The organism is Actinophytocola sp. (assembly GCF_035942955.1).
In the GTDB taxonomy this organism is placed as follows: domain Bacteria; phylum Actinomycetota; class Actinomycetes; order Mycobacteriales; family Pseudonocardiaceae; genus DASYTH01.
Genome location: NZ_DASZCQ010000173.1, coordinates 1 through 20,003 on the forward strand (window position 1 = coordinate 1; position 20,003 = coordinate 20,003).

Annotated in this window: 21 protein-coding genes; 8 read left to right on the forward strand and 13 right to left on the reverse strand. The window is 71.5% G+C overall.

Going from position 1 to position 20,003, the window contains the following annotated elements:
- The 3 genes from VGX25_RS17450 to VGX25_RS17460 all read left to right on the forward strand — a co-directional run.
- Nucleotides 1-589 (forward strand): MFS transporter (locus VGX25_RS17450; RefSeq protein ID WP_326918861.1); only part of this gene is annotated, 589 nt, incomplete at its 5' end.
- 88 nt (nt 590-677) lie between these two features.
- On the forward strand, nt 678-1,463 hold the full coding sequence (locus VGX25_RS17455) for a heparin lyase I family protein (RefSeq protein WP_326918862.1): 786 nt from the start codon (nt 678-680) through the stop codon (nt 1,461-1,463).
- 73 nt (nt 1,464-1,536) lie between these two features.
- Nucleotides 1,537-4,965, forward strand: coding sequence for a phosphodiester glycosidase family protein (locus VGX25_RS17460; protein WP_326918863.1), 3,429 nt, complete (start codon nt 1,537-1,539; stop codon nt 4,963-4,965).
- On the opposite strand, the gene VGX25_RS17465 is transcribed toward VGX25_RS17460, so the two are convergent.
- The 6 genes from VGX25_RS17465 to VGX25_RS17490 all read right to left on the reverse strand — a co-directional run bounded on the left by VGX25_RS17465 (nt 4,943) and on the right by VGX25_RS17490 (nt 8,541).
- Nucleotides 4,943-5,569 carry a class I SAM-dependent methyltransferase gene (locus VGX25_RS17465; protein WP_326918864.1) on the reverse strand — a complete coding sequence of 209 codons (627 nt, stop codon included), beginning with the start codon at nt 5,567-5,569 and terminating at the stop codon, nt 4,943-4,945. The genes VGX25_RS17460 and VGX25_RS17465 overlap by 23 nt on opposite strands.
- Before the next feature lie 78 nt (nt 5,570-5,647).
- The gene (locus VGX25_RS17470) at nt 5,648-5,857 is read right to left on the reverse strand and encodes an antitoxin (protein ID WP_326918865.1); all 210 of its coding nucleotides are present in this window, start codon (nt 5,855-5,857) and stop codon (nt 5,648-5,650) included.
- A 22-nt stretch (nt 5,858-5,879) separates the two neighbouring features.
- On the reverse strand, nt 5,880-6,302 hold the full coding sequence (locus tag VGX25_RS17475; protein WP_326918866.1) for a YkvA family protein: 423 nt from the start codon (nt 6,300-6,302) through the stop codon (nt 5,880-5,882).
- Entirely contained in the window at nt 6,302-7,135 is an 834-nt protein-coding gene (locus VGX25_RS17480; protein ID WP_326918867.1) for a lysophospholipase, read from the reverse strand. Before VGX25_RS17480 ends, VGX25_RS17475 begins: the two co-directional genes overlap by 1 nt.
- An 82-nt stretch (nt 7,136-7,217) precedes the next feature.
- Nucleotides 7,218-8,234: an NAD(P)H-dependent glycerol-3-phosphate dehydrogenase gene (locus VGX25_RS17485; protein ID WP_326918868.1), complete on the reverse strand. Its 1,017-nt coding sequence runs from the start codon at nt 8,232-8,234 to the stop codon at nt 7,218-7,220.
- A 73-nt stretch (nt 8,235-8,307) separates the two neighbouring features.
- Nucleotides 8,308-8,541 (reverse strand): ferredoxin, encoded by a 234-nt coding sequence (locus VGX25_RS17490; RefSeq protein ID WP_326918869.1) that lies wholly within the window; start codon nt 8,539-8,541, stop codon nt 8,308-8,310.
- Nucleotides 8,542-8,588: 47 nt separating this feature from the next.
- Between VGX25_RS17490 and VGX25_RS17495 the strand changes: the two genes are divergently transcribed.
- The 3 genes from VGX25_RS17495 to VGX25_RS17505 are packed head-to-tail and all read left to right on the forward strand — an operon-like array spanning nt 8,589 to nt 12,257.
- Nucleotides 8,589-9,167: a thioredoxin family protein gene (locus tag VGX25_RS17495; protein WP_326918870.1), complete on the forward strand. Its 579-nt coding sequence runs from the start codon at nt 8,589-8,591 to the stop codon at nt 9,165-9,167.
- 16 nt (nt 9,168-9,183) lie between these two features.
- A complete protein-coding gene (locus VGX25_RS17500; RefSeq protein ID WP_326918871.1) occupies nt 9,184-9,909 on the forward strand; it encodes a beta-phosphoglucomutase family hydrolase in 726 nt (241 codons plus the stop codon).
- 2 nt (nt 9,910-9,911) lie between these two features.
- Nucleotides 9,912-12,257 carry a glycoside hydrolase family 65 protein gene (locus VGX25_RS17505; RefSeq protein ID WP_326918872.1) on the forward strand — a complete coding sequence of 782 codons (2,346 nt, stop codon included), beginning with the start codon at nt 9,912-9,914 and terminating at the stop codon, nt 12,255-12,257.
- 131 nt (nt 12,258-12,388) lie between these two features.
- Here the strand turns inward: VGX25_RS17505 and VGX25_RS17510 are convergent, their stop codons facing one another.
- The 4 genes from VGX25_RS17510 to VGX25_RS17525 form a co-directional block, all read right to left on the reverse strand.
- Complete coding sequence (locus tag VGX25_RS17510; RefSeq protein ID WP_326918873.1) at nt 12,389-13,594, reverse strand: HNH endonuclease signature motif containing protein; 1,206 nt, start codon at nt 13,592-13,594, stop codon at nt 12,389-12,391.
- 11 nt (nt 13,595-13,605) lie between these two features.
- Entirely contained in the window at nt 13,606-13,791 is a 186-nt protein-coding gene (locus VGX25_RS17515; RefSeq protein WP_326918874.1) for a hypothetical protein, read from the reverse strand.
- Between the two features lie 355 nt (nt 13,792-14,146).
- Nucleotides 14,147-15,682, reverse strand: coding sequence for a SpoIIE family protein phosphatase (locus tag VGX25_RS17520; RefSeq protein ID WP_326918875.1), 1,536 nt, complete (start codon nt 15,680-15,682; stop codon nt 14,147-14,149).
- 33 nt (nt 15,683-15,715) lie between these two features.
- Nucleotides 15,716-17,416: a SpoIIE family protein phosphatase gene (locus VGX25_RS17525; RefSeq protein WP_326918876.1), complete on the reverse strand. Its 1,701-nt coding sequence runs from the start codon at nt 17,414-17,416 to the stop codon at nt 15,716-15,718.
- Between the two features lie 183 nt (nt 17,417-17,599).
- Here VGX25_RS17525 and VGX25_RS17530 point away from each other — a divergent pair, with 183 nt between their 5' ends.
- Nucleotides 17,600-18,034, forward strand: coding sequence for an STAS domain-containing protein (locus VGX25_RS17530; RefSeq protein ID WP_326918877.1), 435 nt, complete (start codon nt 17,600-17,602; stop codon nt 18,032-18,034).
- A 13-nt stretch (nt 18,035-18,047) separates the two neighbouring features.
- On the opposite strand, the gene VGX25_RS17535 is transcribed toward VGX25_RS17530, so the two are convergent.
- From VGX25_RS17535 to VGX25_RS17545, 3 genes are all read right to left on the reverse strand, one after another.
- Nucleotides 18,048-18,722 carry a DUF6766 family protein gene (locus tag VGX25_RS17535; RefSeq protein WP_326918878.1) on the reverse strand — a complete coding sequence of 225 codons (675 nt, stop codon included), beginning with the start codon at nt 18,720-18,722 and terminating at the stop codon, nt 18,048-18,050.
- A 101-nt stretch (nt 18,723-18,823) separates the two neighbouring features.
- A complete protein-coding gene (locus VGX25_RS17540; RefSeq protein WP_326918879.1) occupies nt 18,824-19,207 on the reverse strand; it encodes a hypothetical protein in 384 nt (127 codons plus the stop codon).
- Between the two features lie 69 nt (nt 19,208-19,276).
- A complete protein-coding gene (locus VGX25_RS17545) occupies nt 19,277-19,435 on the reverse strand; it encodes a hydrophobic protein (RefSeq protein WP_326918880.1) in 159 nt (52 codons plus the stop codon).
- Between the two features lie 230 nt (nt 19,436-19,665).
- Between VGX25_RS17545 and VGX25_RS17550 the strand changes: the two genes are divergently transcribed.
- Nucleotides 19,666-19,959, forward strand: coding sequence for a DUF3040 domain-containing protein (locus tag VGX25_RS17550; protein ID WP_326918881.1), 294 nt, complete (start codon nt 19,666-19,668; stop codon nt 19,957-19,959).
- Nucleotides 19,960-20,003: the final 44 nt, after the last annotated feature.

Sequence of the window (20,003 nt, forward strand, 5' to 3'; positions counted from 1 at the left end):
GGCGTACCGCACCCGGCGCCGGCGTCCCGCCGAGGTGGGCGCGGCGTTCCGCCGGCCGGCCGTTCGACTGTCCATTGTGGCCATGGCGGCGGCGCACGTGGCCATGGTGTCGGTGATGCTGATGACGCCGGTGCAGCTCGAGCGGCACGGGCACGGGTTGGGCGTGGTCGGGCTGATCCTGAGCGCGCACATGATCGGGATGTTCGCCCTGGCGCCGCTGTCCGGCCGGATCGCCGACCGGCTCGGCGGGCGCGCCACGGTCGTCGCCGGCGTGGCGGTCCTGCTGGCCGCCGCGGCGCTGGCCGCGCTGCTACCCACGTCGCACCGCGTCGGCCTGCCGGTCGCGCTGTTCCTGCTGGGGTACGGGTGGAACCTCGCGTTCGTCGGCGGCAGCAGCGTGCTGAGCCGGGACCTGCCCGAACAGACCAGGACCCAGCTGCAGGGCGTGGTCGACGCGATCATCTGGGGATCGTCGGCGGTCGCCAGCCTGACCGCGGGACCGCTGTTCGGCTTCGGCGGCTACCCCCTGCTCGCCGTGCTGGCCGGGCTGATCGCGCTGGCCCCGATCACGGTGCTGGCCCGCCGGTAGTCCGATCACCGGGACACCTGCTTGCCAATCGCGCCGCGGAGCCGTAAGACATCGGATGTATTCGCCTCCTACCCTGCTGGAGGGCACCATGGCACTCACCCGACGCGGCGTGCTACTTGGCACGGCCGCCGCCGCGCTGGCTCCCGCGCTGACCACCGCCGCGACCGCCGCGGCGGACGTGACACCTCAGTCCGTCCTCTGGGACGGCAATCCGGCAAGGGGAACCAGCGTGTTCGACGGCCTTGAGCGGGATCCGGGCTCGATCACGGTGGCGAACGACCCCCAGGGAAGCTTCGGCCAGTGCTTCAGGTACCAGACCCAGGACTGGGACAACGGCAAGGAGCGGTGTGAGAGCCGGGGCCTGCGCAACCCCGACGGCTCGGTGCTGCGGCTGAATTCATCCTACGAAGGCCGCACGCTCTACATGGGTTGGCGGGCGCTGTGGAACGTCAACCCGAACAACGCCTGGATCGCGGTCTACCAGCTGCACATCTCCGGGGCGAGCGGCGACCAGGCCAAGTCGGGCCCGTTCGTGCTGCGCACGGTCGGCGACGGCATGCTGCACTTCCAGCTCACCTCCCCCGCCGGCGCGACCCGGCACATCTGGTCGACCAGGTTCCCGGTGAACCAGTGGAACCGGATCGTGGTCGGGTTCCGGGTGTCGCGGGGCGGCGACGGCTGGGTGGAGTTCTGGTGGAACGGGGCGCAGCAGCGGTTCAGCAACGGCCAGATCCGCTACCCGGGCCCGACGTTGTGGGGCAGCCACATCAACCACAAGTGGGGCGTCTACCGGTCGGGCAGCAACAGCGGCACCAGCGTCGCGTGGCTGAACCGGGCCCGCATGGGCACCAGCCTGGCCGACGTGGCCCTCTGAGCGTCACCCGAGATTTTCTTTCCAGACACCCTTGGGTCTGGAAAGGATCTCACCGAGGCGGTTTACTCACCGCATGACGCGACTGCTCGTGCTGATGGTGATGGCCGGCTCGATCATCGCGGTGAGCCCTCCACCCACGCATGCCCAACCTGCCGTGCCCGCGTCGGACCTGGCGACCAGCGATGGCGCGGCGTACCCCGGCGACGACTTCCTCGACGGCGGCGGGGCACGGACGCTGGCGGCGATCGAGCCGAGGATCGAGACCTACCAGCGGGAGCGGCCGGTCGCGCCGGGGGTGACGCTGCGGTCGTTCGACCGGTACGGGCCGGACGGCTTCACCGGGACGCCGAACTGGCTGCAGGCCGACAGCCTGACCGTCGACCTCACCGCCGGCACGACCGTGGACTACCTGTTCCCCGGCCGGGTGGCCAAGGGCGAGCCGCTGTCTGCGCAGGCCGGCCGGGCCGGGGCGGTGGCCGCGGTGAACGGGGACTTCTTCGACATCAACAACTCCACCGCGCCGCTCGGCGTCGGGATCAGGTCCGGCGAGCTGGTGGAGTCACCCGACGCCGACCCGACCTGGCGCAAGTCCGCCGCGATCTTCACGCCGGACGGGATCGGCTCGATCGGCGAGGTGTTCTTCGAGGGCCGGATCACCCTGCCGGGTGGACGGACGGTCCCGCTGTCGGGGGTCAACAAGCCCACCCTTTCGGTGGACGGGATCGAGGCGTTCAGCACGCTCTGGGGCACCTACTGCCGGTGCCGGGCGACCCAGGACGCGGCCGCGGTCACCGAGGTCGAGGTGATCGACAACCGGGTCACCGCGGTGCGCCCGGCGGCCGGCGAGGGCGAGATCCCGGCCCGCGGCCTGGTGCTGGTCGGCCGGGAGCGGGGCGCCGAGGTGCTGGCCGGTCTTGCCGTCGGCGACGAGGTCGGCGTCGACTACCGGGCGCGCACCGAGCAGGGCCAACGGATCCATGCCGCGATCAACGGCCGGCAGCTGCTCGTGGTCGACGGCGTGCCGCAGAAAGCCAGCCAGGGCAACAACGTTCCGGCCGCGCCGCGCACCGCGATCGGCTTCTCCGCCGACGGGCGGCGGATGTTCCTGCTCACCGCCGACGGCCGGCAGCCGGCGTTCTCCGACGGGCTCGGCCTCGACGAGCTGGCCACGATGATGGTCGAGCTGGGCGCGTACCACGCGCTGAACCTCGACGGCGGCGGGTCCACCACGATCGTCGCGCGCGAGCCGGGCGCGCCGGCGCCGCAGCTGGAGAACCGGCCGTCGGACGGCGCGGAGCGGCCGGTGCCCAACGGGCTTGCGCTGTTCGCGCCGCGCGGCAGCGGGCGGCTGCAGGGGTTCTGGGTGGAGACCGCGCTGGACCCGGCCCGCGCCTCCGGAGCGTCCACAGTGGCCAGTGCGCGGCCGGACCGGGTGTTCCCCGGCCTGATCCGCACGCTGACCGCGGCCGGGTACGACGAGACCTACGGCCCTGCGGCCGGCACACCGCGGTGGCGCAGCGACTCGCCGCGCACCGGAACCGTGGACCGCGCCGGGGTCTTCCGCGCCGGGCGGCCGGGCACGGCCACGGTCACCGCGTTCAGCGGCGCCGCGGCGGGCAAGGTCGAGCTCACCGTGCTGGACCCGTTGGCGCGCTTGGAATCCACCCGCAAGCAGGTCGCGCTGACCGGACCGGGCGAGGCGAGCACGTTCGGCGTCGCCGGCTACGACCGCAACGGGTTCGGCGCGCCCGTCGAGCCGGCCGACGTCCGGCTGTCCTACGACCGGGAGCTGCTCGACATCCTCCCCGGCGCGGACGGCCAGTTCACCGTGACCGCCAAGCGGCCGTCCGGTTCGGCGCTGGTCACCGTCGAGGTCGCCGGCGTGCGCACGATCCTGCCGGTCACCGTGGGGCTCGACGAGGTGCTCATCGCCGACTTCGACGACCCGAGCGCCTGGCGGTTCTTCGGCGAGCGCGCCCCCGGCGCCGTCGCCCCGGTGGCTGGCAAGGAAGGCGCCGGGCTGCGGCTGACCTACGACTTCACCCAGACCACCCAGATCCGCACCGGCGGCGCGCTCGCCCCGGCGGGCCTGGTGCTCCCCGGCCAGCCGCGGGCGATCCGGCTGTGGGTGCACTCGTCGGGCAACGGCGAGTGGGCCAGCCTGCAGGTGTGGGACGGCAACGGCACGCTGCTGCCGGCGTTCCGGGCCGGGTTCCTCACCTACACCGGCTGGCGGCAGCTGGAGTTCGCGGTGCCGCCGGGCACGACGTATCCGTTGACGCTGCGCCGGTTCTACGCGGCGGAGACCAGGGCGGACGCGCTGTACCAGGGCGATGTGATCATCGATCAGCTCACCGCGCTGGTGCCGCCGTCGATCGACGTGCCGCCGGAGCCCGTGGTGCGCGACCCGGTGGTGGTCTCCGACGGCGGGGTGGCCGGCGCCCGGTGGCGGTTCGCGGTGATGTCCGACGCGCAGTTCGTCGCCCGCGACCCGGACAGCGAGATCGTGCGCAGCGCCCGCCGCACGCTGCGCGAGATCCTTGCGGCCCGGCCGGACTTCCTGCTCATCAACGGGGATCTGGTCGACGAGGCGTCGCCGGCCGACTTCGCGCTTGCCCGGCGGATCCTGGACGAGGAGCTGGCCGGGCGGCTGCCGTTCTCCTACGTGCCCGGCAACCACGAGCGAGCAGACAACAGCGTGGCCAACTTCCGGGCGGCGTTCGGCGACTCGCAACGGATCTTCGACCACAACGGCACCCGGTTCCTCACGGTGGACACGTCGGCGATCTCGTTGCGCGGCAGCGACTGGACGCAGCTGCGCACGCTACGCCGCGAGCTGGACCGGGCCGCGGGCGACCGGAGCGTGCAGTCGGTGGTGCTGGTGCAGCACGTGCCGCCGCGCGACCCGACGCCGGCAAGGGCCAGCGAGCTGTCCGATCGCAAGGAGGCGGCCACGATCGAATCCTGGCTCGGCGACTTCCGCGCCCGCACCGGCAAGGGCGCGGCGTTCATCGGCGCGCACGTCGGCACGTTCCATGCGTCTCATGTGGACGGTGTGCCGTACTTCGTCAACGGCAACTCCGGCAAGAACCCGTCCACCCGGCCGGAGCGGGGCGGGTTCACCGGCTGGTCGCTGTGGGGCGTGCAGCCGCCGTGCCGGGACGGTCGGTGGATCTCGGCCGAGGTGCGGCCGCATGTGGACACGCTGAGCCTGACCGCGCCGCCGGAGCTGCCGGCCGGGCGGTCGGCGACCGTGTCGGCGAGCCTCACCCAGGCCGGGCGCACGGTTCCGGTCGGCTACCCGGTCACCGCGGACTGGACGGCGTCGCCCACCGTGCACATCGGCGACCCGCGCGGGCTGCGGCCGTGGCACACGGCGTGGTTCGACCCGGACACCGGCCGGCTCACCGCGATGCGCGCGTCGACGATCACCCTTGCGGTGACGGTGAACGGGGTGACGCAGCGGGCGACGGTCGAGCTCACCGCTCGGCAGGCCGCGTAGCGCGAAAGACCGTGGAGTTCTTCAGCTCGTGCCGGGTGACGGTGCCGAACAACTCCTCCAGCCCGCGCCGGAGCCGGTCGAGCTTGTCGTCCGGCAGGCGCAGGCCGCGGGCGATGCGGTGCGGGTTCGTGCCGCCGTGCCAGGCCAGCACGACCGTCCCACCCGGACGGACGACCCGGTGCAGCTCGCGCAGCCCGGCCTCGAGGTCCGGCCAGATCGCGACGGTGTTGGTGGACACGATGCGGTCGAAGTGCGCGTCCGGGTAGCCGGTGTCGGCCGCGGAGCCGGACCGCAGCTCCACCCGGCCGGCCGCGACGGCGGACCGGTTGTGCCGGGCGGCGGCCGCGACCATCTCGTCGGACGGGTCGACGCCGCAGATCCGCTCGGCCCGCGTCCGCTCGGCCAGCATGCGGATCAGCCCGCCTGGGCCGAACCCGACCTCGAGGAGCCGGCCGCCCGCCGGGACGTCGAGCACATCGAGCAGCTCATGGTGCTTGTTGAGCAGAAGCATGAACCGCCCGGCCAGCCGGCCGCGCAGCCCGCGGGGCTTGGCGAACGGCGAGGTCACCGGGCGGTCCGTGGCCCAGGATGTCGTTGCTTCCATGCCCCAAGGGTCGCGCTTCAAGCCGACTTGAAGTCAACCCCGGGGGCTGCGGGAATGGGGATGGCGGGCGGGTAAGGCTCAGTGTGCGCGCTGGTTGTCGGTGACCGAGTGCACCTTGCGCACCGCGTTGTTGATCTTGCCGTGGTAGCGGCCCTTGGTGCGTTTGTCGACGAACTGCGCGGCCTTCTCGGCCATCCGGTTGACCTTCTCCGGGTTGTTCTTAACGTAGCGCCTGGCGGCCTCGGCGGCGCCGGCGACGACGGTCAGCTTGCGGAGCAGTCGTGCCATGATGATCCTTCCTGTCACCGGCTCAACGGCCGGGCTGTGCCGGCGGTTCCTGGCGCCGGGCCGGCCCGAGCAATCGGTTCAGCAGGTCCGGATTGCCCGGCCAGGCCTCGAGCAAAACCTCACGGGGCACCGCGCGGGCCGCGTAGCGCAGGACGACGGCGACCACGATGACGTCGTCAAGCGGGCCGATCACCGGGATGAACTCGGGGATCAGGTCGACCGGGGACAGCACCCACAGGGCCGCGAACGCCACCGCCACCTTCGCCCTGCGCGGCACCCGCGGGTCGCGGCGCAGCCGGCGGGCGGCCGTCACGCAGTCGGGCAGGAACGCGGCGAGGTCCCTGGCCAGGCCGGGTGGCAGCCGCCGCGCCAGCAGGAGCAGCACCAGCCAGGAGCCGACCAGCACGGCCGCGGCCATGAGCAGGGCCAGCAGCCAACCCGGCATCAGCCGTGCTCTTTGAGCCACCGCACGACGTCGGCGAACACGGTCTCCGAGTCCGGCTCGTTGTGCAGCTCGTGGTACCAGCCGTCGTACAGCTTGAGCGTGACGTCCGCCCCGGCCGCCCGGTCGGCGACGAGCCGGGAGCCGGCCGGCCGGGTGAGCCGGTCGGCGGTGCCGTGCAGCACCAGCAGCGGCAGCCGCAGCGTGGGCAGCTTCGCCGTGACCGCGTCGGCGGCGGCCAGCATCTCCGCGCCGGTGCGGCTGCGGATCTTGCCGCGGTAGTTCAGCGGGTCGGTCTCGTAGTCCCGCACCACCTCCGGAACCCGGCTGACCGCGGTCGCGTCCAGCCGGAGCACGCCGAGGTTCGGCGCCACGGCCGACATCAGCCGCGCGCCCACCCGCTCGACCCGCCCGCCCCGCGCGATGTCCAGAGCGACGCCGCTGAGCACCAACCCGTCGAGGGCGGCCGGCCGGCCGGTGGCGTAGACCAGCGCCACCAGACCGCCCATGCTGTGTCCGAACAGGAACAGCGGGACGCCCGGGTGGCGCTGGGCCGCGCTGCGGATCATCGTCTCCAGATCGGTGACCACAGTGGACATTCGGTCGATGTTGGCCCGGACGCCGTCGGACCTGCCGTGCCCGCGATGATCGTTAACGTAGGTGGCGTAGCCCTCGGCGGCGAACCGCTTGCCCACGTGGGCATACCGGCCGCCGTGCTCGGCAAGCCCGTGGCAGACCACGACGACGCCGGTGACCTCGGCGGGAACCCAGCCCTGCCAGTAGATCTGACCGCCGGCCGCGCCCGCGAACCTGCCGTCCACGTGCTCGACGGTCACGCCATCACCTCGCAAGCTCGGTGATGGAAACCCCGCCACCTCGTCCCTCGGTGGCAGGTCAGCGCTTGATGGTTCGCTCCGCTCACCAGGCCTCCCCGTGCACCTCGTGGCCGGGGACCTTGCGCAGCAGGCCGCGGTAGGCCTCGAACACCGGCTGGCCGTGGTTGAGCACCGAGTCCACCTCGCGGGCGATCGGCATGTCCACGCCGTGCTCTGCGGCCAGCTTCATGACCACGGAGCTGGTCTTGACGCCCTCGGCAACCTGGTTCATCCCGGCGATGATCTCGTCGAGGCTCTTGCCGCGGGCCAGCTCGACGCCCACGTGCCGGTTGCGGGACAGCGGGCTGGTGCAGGTCGCGATCAGGTCGCCCATGCCGGCCAGCCCGGCGAAGGTGTCCGCGGTGCCGCCCATGGCGACCCCGAGCCGGGACAGCTCGCGCAGCGACCGGGTGATCACCATGGCGCGGGTGTTGTGCCCGGCCTCCAGCCCGTCGCCGAAGCCGACCGCGATCGCGAACACGTTCTTCAGCGCGCCGGCCAGCTCCACACCGATCACGTCGGTGCCGGTGTAGACCCGGAACAGCTTGGTGCGGAACAGGTCCTGCAGCATCTCCGCCGAGCGCAGGTCGGGCATGGCGATCGTGGCCGCGGCCGCGTAGCCCTTGACCACCTCCTTGGCGATGTTCGGCCCGGCCAGCACGCCCGCGGGGTGCCCGGGCAGCACCTCGGCCACGATCTCGGTCATCCGCCGTCTCGTGCCCTGCTCGAGGCCCTTGACCAGGCTGACCACCGGGATCCACGGCCGGACGTGCTCGGCGACCTGACCGAGCACGGACCGGAAGGACTGCGACGGCACGGCCATCACCAGCACGTCGGCCGCGTGCACCGCCTCCTCGAGGTCGGCGGTGGCGCGCAGGGTTGGGGTGAGCGGCGCGTCGCCCAGGTACCGCGAGTTGCGGTGCTCCTCGCGGATCTCGCGGGCGGTCCGCTCGTCCCGGGCCCACAGCGTGGTCTCGGTGTTCATCGCGGCCAGCGAGGCGACCGTGGTGCCCCACGAGCCGCCGCCGAGCACCGCGACGCTGGGCGGGCGCCTGCTCACGTCGACCCCTCGCAGGCTCGGTGTCGCCGCTCGCGGTCGCCCTGTGACATTGATTCGCCCGCAAGCTCGCTCATCAGTACGGCTCCGGCGCGATCACCCGGCCGTCGTCGGTCGAGGTCACCAGGATCGCCTCGACCGGGCAGCTCTCGGCCGCGTCGATGATGTCGTCGGACGCCTCGGCCTCCTCGTGGATCGGCTCGGAGTACCCCTCGCGCAGGCGGAAGTGCTGGGCCGCGATCGACGAGCACATGCCGGTGCCCTGGCATACCTCCCGATCGACGGCGAGCCGCCAACGTTCCTCAGCCACGATGTTCCCTTTCCTTGCTCCCGGACCCCGCCGGGTACCGTCGACACATGGTCGCTGTCGAGTCCACGATGCTCCCACTGGGAACGCAAGCTCCAGACTTCAGATTGCCCGATCCGTCCGGCCGATCATGGTCGCTCGACGACGTCGCCGGCGAGCGGGGCACCCTGGTGGCGTTCGTGTGCAACCACTGCCCGTACGTCCGGCACATCGCCCGCCAGCTCGGCGTCATGGCGGCGAAGTGGGTCGAGGCCGGCGTCGGCGTGATCGGCATCAACAGCAACGACGCCACCTCCTACCCCGATGACCGGCCGGAACGCATGGCCGCGCAGGCGGCCGAATGGAACTGGACCTTCCCATACGTGACGGATGAAGACCAGTCCGTGGCGCTGGCCTACCGGGCCGCCTGCACGCCCGACTTCTTCCTGTTCGACGCCGACCGCCGGCTCGCCTACCGGGGCCGGTTCGACGCGGCGCGGCCGAGCAACGGCGAACCGGTCACCGGCGCCGAGCTGGACGCCGCGGTCAAGGCCGTGCTCGCCGGCGAGCCGGTGGGCGGCGACCAGGTCCCGAGCATCGGCTGCAACATCAAGTGGAAGCCCGGCAACGCGCCGGCCTGGTTCGGCTGAGGTAGCGTTTTGTTACATGATCGGTCTGCCGGACCACATCCGGGCGGGTCTCTTCGATTTGGACGGAGTGCTGACCAGCACCGCTGATCTGCACCGGGCCGCGTGGCGGGAGATGTTCGACGACTTCCTCCGCAGGCGGGAGGGGCCCGGGTTCGTTCCGTTCAGCGATCGGGACTACGCCGACCACGTCGACGGCCGGCCGAGGTTCGACGGGGTGCGGGAGTTCCTGGCCTCGCGGGGCATCGTGCTGCCGGAGGGCGAACCGGACGATCCGCCGTCCGCCGAGACCGTGCACGGCGTCGGGAACCGCAAGAACGAGCTGGTTCAGCGGATCATCGCCGAGCGCGGGGTCACGCCGTACCCGGGCTCGGTGCGGTACCTCGAGGCCGCACGCGACGCCGGGCTGGCCATCGCGGTGGTGACGTCGTCGGCCAACGGCGCGGCGGTGCTGACCGCGGCGAACCTGATGCCGTTCGTCCAGGCGCTGATCGACGGCGTGGTGATCGTGCGGGACGGGTTGCGCGGCAAGCCCGCCCCCGACTCGTTCCTCGCCGGCGCGAAGGCGCTCGGCGTGGCGCCGGAGAACGCCGCGGTGTTCGAGGACGCCCTTGCCGGGGTGCGGGCCGGGCGCGCGGGCGCGTTCGGCTACGTGGTCGGCGTCAACCGGGCGGATCAGGCCGACGCGCTGCGGGCGCAGGGGGCCGATGTGGTTGTCGACGACCTGGCCGAGCTTCTGGAGTAGACGTGGGTGCGTACGAGATCGATCCGTGGCGGCTGCGCTGGGTGGGGTTGGATCTGGATGCGTTGCGGCGAACGGAATCCACGTTCGCGCTGTCCAACGGGCACATCGGGATGCGGGGCACGTTCGAGGAGGGCGAGCCGCGGGGCCTGCCGGGGACCTACCTCAACGGCTTCTACGAGGAGCATCCGCTGCCCTACGCCGAGGCCGGGTACGGGTACCCGGAGGCAGGGCAGACCGTGGTCAACGTGACCGACGGGAAGATCATCCGGCTGCTGGTGCAGGACGAGCCGCTGGACATGCGCTACGGGCGGGCGGTGGCGCACCACCGGGAGCTCGACTTCCGCTCGGGCACGCTGCGTCGCAGCACCGACTGGGAATCGCCGACGGGCCAACGGATCCGGCTGCGCACCGAGCGGTTGGTGTCGTTCACCCAGCGGGCGGTGGCCGCGATCCGGTACGAGGTCGAGCCGATGGACGGGCAGGTGCAGCTCGTCGTGCAGTCCGACCTGCTGGCCAACGAGCCGATCGAGCGGGTCGGCAACGATCCGCGGGTGGCGGCCGCGCTGCGGGCGCCGCTCGAGTCGGAGTTCGCCTCGGCCAGGGACTGCCGGGCCGTCCTCGTGCACCGCACCAAGCGGTCCCAGCTGCGCATGGCCGCGGCGATGGACCACGAGTTGGACTGCGACAACGAGGTGCGCTCGGAGATCCAGGTCGAGGAGGACCTGGCCCGGCTGACCGCGGCCGTGGACGTCGGCGCCGGGGAACGCCTTGTGCTGACCAAGTATCTGGGCTACGGCTGGTCGGCCCGGCGCTCGGCGCCCGCGATCCGGGCGCAGGTGGACGCCGCGCTGTCCGGCGCGCTGCAGACCGGCTGGGAGGGCCTGCTCGCCGAGCAGCGCGCGTTTCTCGACGAGTTCTGGGCCAGCGCGGACGTCGAGCTGGACGGCGATCCCGAGCTGCAGCAGGCGGTCCGGTTCGCGCTGTACCACGTGCTGCAGGCCGGGGCCCGCGGGGAGAGCCGGGCGATCCCGGCCAAGGGCCTGACCGGCCCCGGCTACGACGGCCACGCGTTCTGGGACACCGAGACGTTCGTGCTCCCGGTCCTCACCTACACCATGCCCGAGGCGGCCCGCGACGCGCTCCGCTGGCGGCACTCCACTGTGGACACCGCGCGCGAGCGCGCCAGGGCGCTCGGCCTGCGCGGCGCCGCCTTCCCCTGGCGCTCCATCAACGGCGCCGAGTGCTCGGCCTACTGGCCGGCCGGCACCGCGGCGTTCCACGTCAACGCCGACATCGCCGACGCCACCCTCCGGTACCTCGCCGCGACCGCCGACGAGCACTTCGAGGCCGCCCACGCCGCCGAGCTGCTGGTCGAAACCGCCCGGCTCTGGATGTCCCTCGGCCACCACGACGTGCACGGCGGCTTCCGCATCGACGGCGTCACCGGCCCCGACGAGTACACCGCCGTCGTGGACAACAACGTCTACACCAACCTGATGGCCCGGCGGAACCTCCGCGCCGCCGCCGCCGTCTGCCAGCGTCAGGCCGATGCGGCGGCCGGGCTCGGCGTCGACCCCGACGAGGTGGCCGCCTGGCTCAAAGCCGCCGACAACATGGTCATCCCCTACGACTCCGTCCTCGACGTCCATCCCCAGTCCGAACGATTCACCGAGCACGCCGAGTGGAACTTCGCCGCCACCCCACCCGAGCACTACCCCCTCCTGCTCAACGTCCCCTACTTCGACCTCTACCGCCGCCAGGTCGTCAAACAAGCCGACCTGGTGCTCGCCATGCACCTCTGCGGCGACGCCTTCACCCCCGAGGAGAAGGCCCGCAACTTCGCCTACTACGAGGCCCGCACCGTCCGCGACTCGTCCCTGTCCGCCTGCACCCAGGCCGTCATCGCCGCCGAAGTGGGCCACCTCGAGCTCGCCTACGACTACTTCGCCGAAGCCGCCCTGACCGATCTGCACGACCTCCACCACAACGTCCAAAACGGACTCCACATCGCCTCCCTCGCCGGCGCGTGGATCGGAATCGTCGCCGGCTTCGGCGGCATGCGAGACTGCGGCGGCACCCTCACCTTCGCTCCCCGCCTCCCCCCTGCCCTGTCCCGCATAGCATTCCGCATGACCCACCTCGGCAGCCATTTCCACGTCGAGGTCACCCCCGACACCGCCACCTACCGCCTCATCGCCGGCCCCGTCGTCCACACCACCCACCACGGCGAAGAGATCACCATCACCGCCGACGAGCCCCTCACCCGCCCGATCCCACCCGCCCCACAACACCCCACCCCCCAACAACCCGCCGGCCGCGCACCCGACCATCGCCTGCCCCGTGGGTGACTGGGGGCGGGGTTGTTTGTCGGGGTGGTGGCGGGGTTGGCGCTCCGCGCGCATTTTAAGGTGCCGCGACTCGCCGTCAAGGGCGCTGCGCGTCGCTTCGCGAGCGCGGCCCCTTTCGGCAATAGTGGGCTTTAGTTAATGGGGCCGCGCCCCTTGACCGCGAGCCTCCCGCGGCACCTTGGCACGCCATGTGGGGGCAGGCCTGGCGGCCCGCCCCTATTGCGCGCACCGGGGTGATGAGAAAGGGTGCACGGGGGCGAAGGGTTGGGTGGGTGGGCATTTGCGCAGGGGTGGACTCGCGGGTTTGTCGGGTGGGATGCGAGGGATGCGGGTGGTTGGACGGGGCTCACTGCCGGGGGTGGTGCAGGAGGTTGCGCACGAGGTTCTGTGCCGGGGTCCACCCATTTCGGGGGCTGGAACCAGGGAATGCCGGCGACCACTTCGATGGACCATTCCGAGTCATGCAACAGTTTGTGGTGGCGCCTGCACAACAGCACGAGGTTGGCCAGGTCGGTGCCGCCTCCGTCGAGCCAGTGGCGGATGTGATAGGCGTCGGTCCAGCGCGGCGGCAGGTGGCAGCCGGGGAAGGCGCAGCCCTTGTCCCGGGCGATCAGCGCCCGCCGCTGGGCCAGGGTGACCAGGCGGCGCTTGCGGCCCAGGTCCAGGGGGACGGAGTCGCCGTTGAGCACCATTGGGATCAGCTCGGCGTCGCAGGCGTGCTGGCGGACCGCTGTTGGGCAGAACACGCTGCCACCGTCTGCTGCCGCCGAGCCTAGGCCCTCAAGGAGCTTGTTGTAGTCGAGCACCAGGTTCAGGTGCGGCTTCTCCCCACCGCGCGTGGGCAGCGCACCGCCGGTGAGCGCACCGTGGATGAGGTCGGCCAGCGCGTCGCCGTTGCGCTCGGCCTCCGACCGCGGATCGGGCATGCCGGGCAGCGGGGACTGTGGCTTGGCCAGCGGGCCCAACACCGCCAGCAGTTCCTCGCCGGCCTGGTGGCCGAGCCGGCCGGCGTACTTCATTCCGCCGTCGCGCGTGCGCTGGTAGCGGAAGGAGTTGACGGGCTGGGTGGGGTCGGCGTCGCGTGGTTCGGGGCCGTCGGCGTTGAGGTGGGCCAGCAGGACCTCGCCGTGCTTGCGCACCACGTGCGGCTCGCTGGTCCGGGCGGTCACGGCCAAAGTGGACTCGACCAGCTCCCGATCCTCGATCGTGGCCGTGTCGGGCAACTGGTCCAGGGTCTTGGCGATCGCGTCGAGGTGCTCGCCATCCACAAGGCCCTCCCGCAACGCCTCCCGTGCGGTGGGCAGCGGCGCCGGGGTGACGTGCCCGGTCGGGGTCACCGTCTCGGTGATCAGGGCGGCCTGCGCGACCAGCCGGGTCGCCGGGTCGCCTTGGCCCGGGCCATGTGGGTGGCCTCGACCAGATAGGCGGCCAGGCTGGAATACCCGGCGGCCTGCGCAGCCCTTTCTCGGTCCAGCTCGGCGACGATCTCCAGCATTTCCGCGTGCAATACGCGGATCTGTGCGACCTTCCGCACAAGCGCAACCGCAAGCTCTGCCCCCACTCGGGCCCGAGAAACTCTGCGGCCGACTCACAACACGGTTCTACCGCACCCGCCCGCCATTTCCGGAGGCCACACCAACAACCACCTATTCGGGGTCCGGGGATCGGGCGGGCAAAAGGCAGGGGCACCCCTGCCCCTTCCCTGCCCCGGCGCCGCGCGCGAGGCTCATTGTCAAGGGTCGCAGCCAATTAACAAATGTGCACAATTCCCAAAAGTGCCGCGATCGCGCAGCGACGCGAAGCGCCCTTGACAATGAGGCGCGGCGCCTACAATCCACCCGACCCCCGGACCCCCGACAACCCCCAGGCCCACCAGCCCCCGGGACCCCCTACCGTCCCACAACGTCCACGATCCTGTCCAACCCACTCACCGCCAACACATCCCGCGCCGGCGTCCCCTCCTCGGCCACCAAACATATACGCCGACCCGACGTCAACAAATGGCTCGCGTGCTCATACAACGTCCGCAGCCCGGCACTCGTCAACAGCGTCACCGCGTCCAACACTATCGTCAACGGCAACGATCCCCGCCCAGCATCAAGCAAGCTCGCATGCAGCTGATCGACGCTGCTCGAGTCCACTGCGCCGGAAACCGACATGGTCACACCCTCTTTGCCGGCCTGAAGGTCGATCTGCAGGTCGGTCTGCTCGATGTACCGAGTGGACGGAGGCGCGGCGCCGTCGAGGGACACCGGCCGGTGGAGTGTCTTGGCCAGGGTGACGGTGGTCCCGCTCGCCGACGGATCCAGCCTGATCTCGTCGCTGAATTCTCGCATCATGATGAGCCCGCGCCCCCGGAACCCGGGGTCGCGCTGCGGGGGTTTCCAGCGGCCGTCGTCGCTCACGACCACGACGACGGTGCCGTCGTGGCTGAGGGTGGCGTTGACCCGAACGGTGCCGGGTGGGCCGGGGAAGGCGTGCTCGACGGAGTTGGTGACGGCTTCGATGACGCTGAGCTCCAACGCGAGAAGATCGTCTTCAGTGGCGCCGAGCCCGCTGAGCCAGGCGGACAGCTGCCGGCGCACGGGGCCGAGGCGGTCGGCGGTGGCGGGGACCGACATGGTCATCACCGTCGGCGGGGCGGACATCGCGGTGACCGCGACGACGCTGACGTCATCGTGGCGGAGCTCGCTGGCGGCGAGGTCCGACACGGCCGAGCAGACCAGGGCGGCCAGCGCGCGTTCGTCGGGCTCCTGGGACCGGATCGCCTCGGACACTCGGCCGGACAGGTCGGTCATGCCCTGGGCCATCGTGCGGCCGGGTTGCTCGACGGCGCCGTCGGAGTAGAGGATGAGCGTGTCGCCGGGCGACAGGGTGGCGGTGGCGAGCCGGTGGTCGGTGCCGCGCAGGGCGAGCGGGGGGCCGGCCGAGTCCCGCAGGTAGCGGGTGGCGCCGTCGGCGGCGGCGACGAGGGGTGCGGGGTGGCCGCGGACGGCGTACTGCACGGAGCGGACGGCGCGGTCGACGATGGCGATGCAGACGGTGCTGCCGCGGGCACCGGACAGACCGGTGGCGAACGCGTCCAGGGCATGCAGCACCTCGTCGAGGCCGTTGCCGCGTTGCAGGCGCTCGGCGGTGATGGCGCGCAGCTGGCCCATGACGGCGGCGGCGAGGGGGCCGGAGCCGACCACGTCGCCGACGATGAGCGCCAGGGTGCCGTCGGGCAGGGAGAGGACGTCGAACCAGTCGCCGCCGGCGGATCTGGGCAGGTCGGCGGGTCGGTACTCGGCGGCGACGCTGAGGTCGGGCAGCACCGGAAGTCCGACCGGAAGGGTGGCGCGCTGCAGCTCGAGCATGACCTCACGCTCGGCGAGAGCCCGCTGCCGCTCGACGTCGATCAGTTCCACCGACGTGCTCTCATCCACCAGCCAGCCGCCTCCATCTCCCCGATCATGGGGTCAAATCCGTTGCAAGACAAGCAGTGTGGTGTCGTCCTTGGTGTCGCCGTCAATCTCCATCGCGGCGAGGGCGCGGTCGCAGATCTCCTCGGCCGAGGCGAACGTGCCGCGCAGCGCGGTGCTAAGGAGGTCCAATCCGTTGTCCAGCATCCTGTTCTTGTACTCGACGAGCCCGTCGGTGTAGAGCACGAGCGCCGCCTTGGCCGGCATCCGCACGGTCCTCGTGGAGAATGCCGGACCCTTTGATACCAGCCGGGACGCACCGCCCAACGGCACCCCGGTCCCGGCCTGGACGAACCGCGGCGCCCGGCCCGGCACCAGCAGCAAGGGTTGCAGGTGCCCGGCGTTGGCGATCCGCAGCGTCCCGGTCCGCACATCGAACACCGCGTACAGGCAGGTGGCGAAGCGTGACTCACCGGAGGTGAGCAGGTACGCGTCGAGCTCCTTGAGCACCTGCGCGGGCTGCTGGCCGCGCACGGCGTAGCTGCGCAGCGCGGTGCGCAGCTGGCCCATCCGCGCCGCGGCGCGCACCCCGTGGCCGACGACGTCGCCGATCGACAGCCCGATTCGCCCGTCCGGCAAGGCGATCGTGTCGTACCAGTCCCCGCCCACCCGGGTGCCGCGCGCGCCCGGCAGGTACCGGGTCGCCAGCCGCAGGCCGTTGATCTCCGGCAGCTCGTGCGGCAGCAGCGAGCGCTGCAGGCCAAGCGCGATCCGCTGCTCGGCGGCATACATGGCGGCGTTGTCGAACGCCAGCGCGGCGCGCTTGGCCAGCTCCTCCAGGTACTTCAGGTCGGCCATCTCGGTGATGGCGTGCTCGGTGCGGCCGAACGTGATCGCCCCGACGATCCGGCCCCTGGCCCGCATCGGGACGGTGACCGCGGTGGCGCCGCCGATGGTCTGGATGTCGTCCGGCCAGTGGTCGGACGTGACCGGCCGGGCGACCACCCTGGCCGAGCGCAGGCACTCGTCCACCCCCAGCGGCCCGCGGACGTCCGTGCCGGTGCCCTGGAACACCTGGCGTAACAGGGCGGCGTGCTCCGGGAACGCCCCGTCGTGGCGCACGTCGACATGGTCGTTGCCCAGGTCGTCGGAGCGCACCAACCAGACCGCGCACCACAGGCCGTGGTCCGGCAGGACGAGGTCGAGCACCACCCGGCAGATCTCCGGGGCGTTGAGGCTGGTGGCCAGCGCGTGGCTGGCGTCGGCCAGCTCGCGCAGCGCGTTGGGCGCGGTGACCCGGAGCCGTTCGGTGGACCGGGCCCGTGCCGCGGCCACGGCGCCGCCGAGCTGTGCCGCCAGCAGCTCGACGATCGACCGGTGATGGTCGCCGTCCGGGCCGACCCCGGCGATCAGCGCGCCGTCCGACTTGACCGATCCGGGCGAGGTGAACGGCATGACCCGGACCCGCCGGGCGGCGGCCTTTGCCGGCCACTTGCCGGCGTCGAGCTTGCTGAGCGGGACGGCCGGCGGCATGCCGAGCACGTCGGGCACCTCGCCCCAGCTCCCCGCGAGCCGGGCGGTGCCGGTGACGTGCTCGAACAGGTAGATCAGGCCGAACGGCAGGTCGTCGCCGGCCTGCGCCAGCACGCCGACCGCCTCGACGCAGGCCTTCTCCGCCGAGGACGCCAGCGCGGTGCGCTCGGCGAGCGCCCGGGCGGTGTCGAGCATGCGCCGTAGGTCGCCGTCCGGATGAGCCACCGGTCACCGTCCCGTCCTCGGGCGAAGCCACACGTCAGCGCGCGAGTACCCCGTTTCTCCGGCGCCAAACCATAAGGTCGACCACCCCCTAGGCGTGGCATCGTTACCGCTCGCCTTTAGGGTGGGCACCTACGTTGACCGCCGGGCTCACCCGGCTCACTTCTCGGCCTCCAGGAGGTGGCGGTGCAAAAGCCGGCGAACTCCGAGACCGGGCCCGACGAGCCCGCCGGTGGCGACACCGGTCCGGTCCGGGCGCTGAACGAGGCGCGGTCGGGCGGTCAGCTCACGGTCACGGTCGACCGCCCGGGGGACGGCGTCGCCGTCCTGCACGTGGCCGGTGAGGTCGACCTGCTCACCGCGGGCACGCTTGGCGAGCGGATCCGGGCGAACCTCGGGTCGGAGAGCCGGGTGCTCGTGCTCGACCTCACCGAGGTGAGCTTCCTGGGCAGCGCCGGGCTGGCCGAGATCGTGTCCGCATCGCAGAGCGCCGCGGAGCGCGGTGCCCGGATCATGCTGGTGGCCACCAACCGGGCCGTGCTGCGACCGATGGAGGTCACCGGCCTGCTGTCGGTGCTCCCGGTCTTCCAGACGGTGGACGCCGCGCTGGCCAGCTCCTAGACGGCTGACGGCCTCACCCCGACTCCTCGGTGATCACGTGCGCCGCGCCGACGGGCTTGGACTCCGGGGAACCCCGCTGGCGCAGGTAGATGCTCAGCACGACCATCGAGCCGATGGCCAGGAACTCCGACTGCCAGTTCTGCAGCGTGCGGTTCCAGAAGTCGGCGGCGACCAGGTACTCGCCCCAGCTCACCGGGTCCTCGAACTGCGCGAGCTGCTCGCTGTTGTACGCGGTGAGCCCGGCGACCGACTGGGCGAACCAGGACAGGACGAACAGCAGCGCCATCATCAGGCCGAGCGAGTTGGAGAACAGCGTCGTGCGCCAGCCGCCGGCCTTGGCCCAGCGCGGCGACTGGTCCGTGACGTGCCGGCCGAGCTGTTGTTCCTTGTCCGACTCCGGCCCGACGCTCTTGGGCATCTTGGACTCCGGGGAGCCGCGCTGGATCAGCCACACGGTGGCGTACACGAACACGAAGAACTGCAGGTACTCCGACTGCCAGTTCTCGGTGACGTCCACGGCGTACTCGGAGGACGTGAGGTAACTCCAGAACGTCACGGTGGCGCCGCCGTCGGCCAGCTGCCGGTTGTTGAAGTCCACGTGCCCGGCGATGGCCTGCCCTACCAGGGACAGGAGGAACAACAGTCCAAATGTGAGACTCAGTCCGTTGTCCCGCAGGAACCGCTTCATACCGTTCCCCTCACATGTGCAGCAGGCCGACGGTGGTGAAGTACGCGAGGCCGCCGAACACCACCACCAGGTACACCACGAAGATCGTTCGTCGCATCGGCTCAACCCCCTACGACACAGCGATAGGGCAGGTCGGCGCCGCGTGACTCGCAGCCGGCGGCGACCACCTTCCAGCCGTCGTCGAACTCGGCGAGGAACAGCATGCCGGCGTCGCTGTGCACCTGCGCCCGGTCACCCCAGACGGCGACCTCGCCGACCGGCGAGGTGGGCAGCGTCTGGGAGCTCAGCGCCTCGGCACAGTCCGGCGCCTCGGTCAGCAGATCGTCCCTGGTCTGCGGGGCGAGCATGGCGCAGGCCGCCGACATGTCCCCGTTCTCGACCGCGGCGACGAAGCCCTCGGCGGCCTGACCGGCGGTGTCCGCCCGCTCGTCGACGCCGCACCCGGCGACGAGGAGTACATACGGGACGATCAACCAGCGTCTCATGACAGGGGAATGGCCCGGCTCGACGGTCTTAAACCCTCGAGCCGGGCCGCCCCGATCGTCAGACCCGTGCTACCAGCGGTACCAGCGGGCTCCCTCCGCCCCGCGCATCGCGAAGCCCAGCAGCCAGACCACCAGCACGATCCCGGCGATGATCCACAGCCAGTTGTACGCGAAGCCGAACCCGGCCAGTGCGAGCACGAGTAACAGGACGAGGATGAGCGCTAGCATGACGCCTCCTTATCTCGCTCAACCTGGGGGAATTACCTCGCAGATCGCGATGCAAACCCGCCATCAGGAGCAACCCCACGCCGCCGGGTGGCGGTGATGTCCACTGTGGAGGGTCAACCGGGGCTCTACTTGGACGTGAGCGGGCCGTCGTACGTTTAGGGCTGAACGATCCGGCTATCCCCGGGATGCGTTAACGACGGCTGGCGGCTAGCCGCCCTGCTCAGGGAGCCATGGCCATGCTGAGTCAGTACGACCGACAGCAACTGGAGTTGATCTCTAGCCGGCTGCACATCGAGGACCCCGAATTCGCGAAGTCGTTCCGGGACTGGAAGCCCAGACCCGAGCAGAGAATCCGCCGCTGGCCGTTCGCGGTCCTCATGGTGCTCTCCGCCCTGGTGCTCCTGGCCGGGATCCTGGTCGGCGCGTTCTCGTTCATCTTCCTCGGAACGCTCGCCGGCGCCGGCGTGGTGTTCGCCTACCGGCGCCACGCCCACCGCTCGCCACGGCCCCGCCGTCGCCGGTAGGACGCTCGGCCGGCGCGCTCGTCCCTGAGCAGGGGGGACGAGCG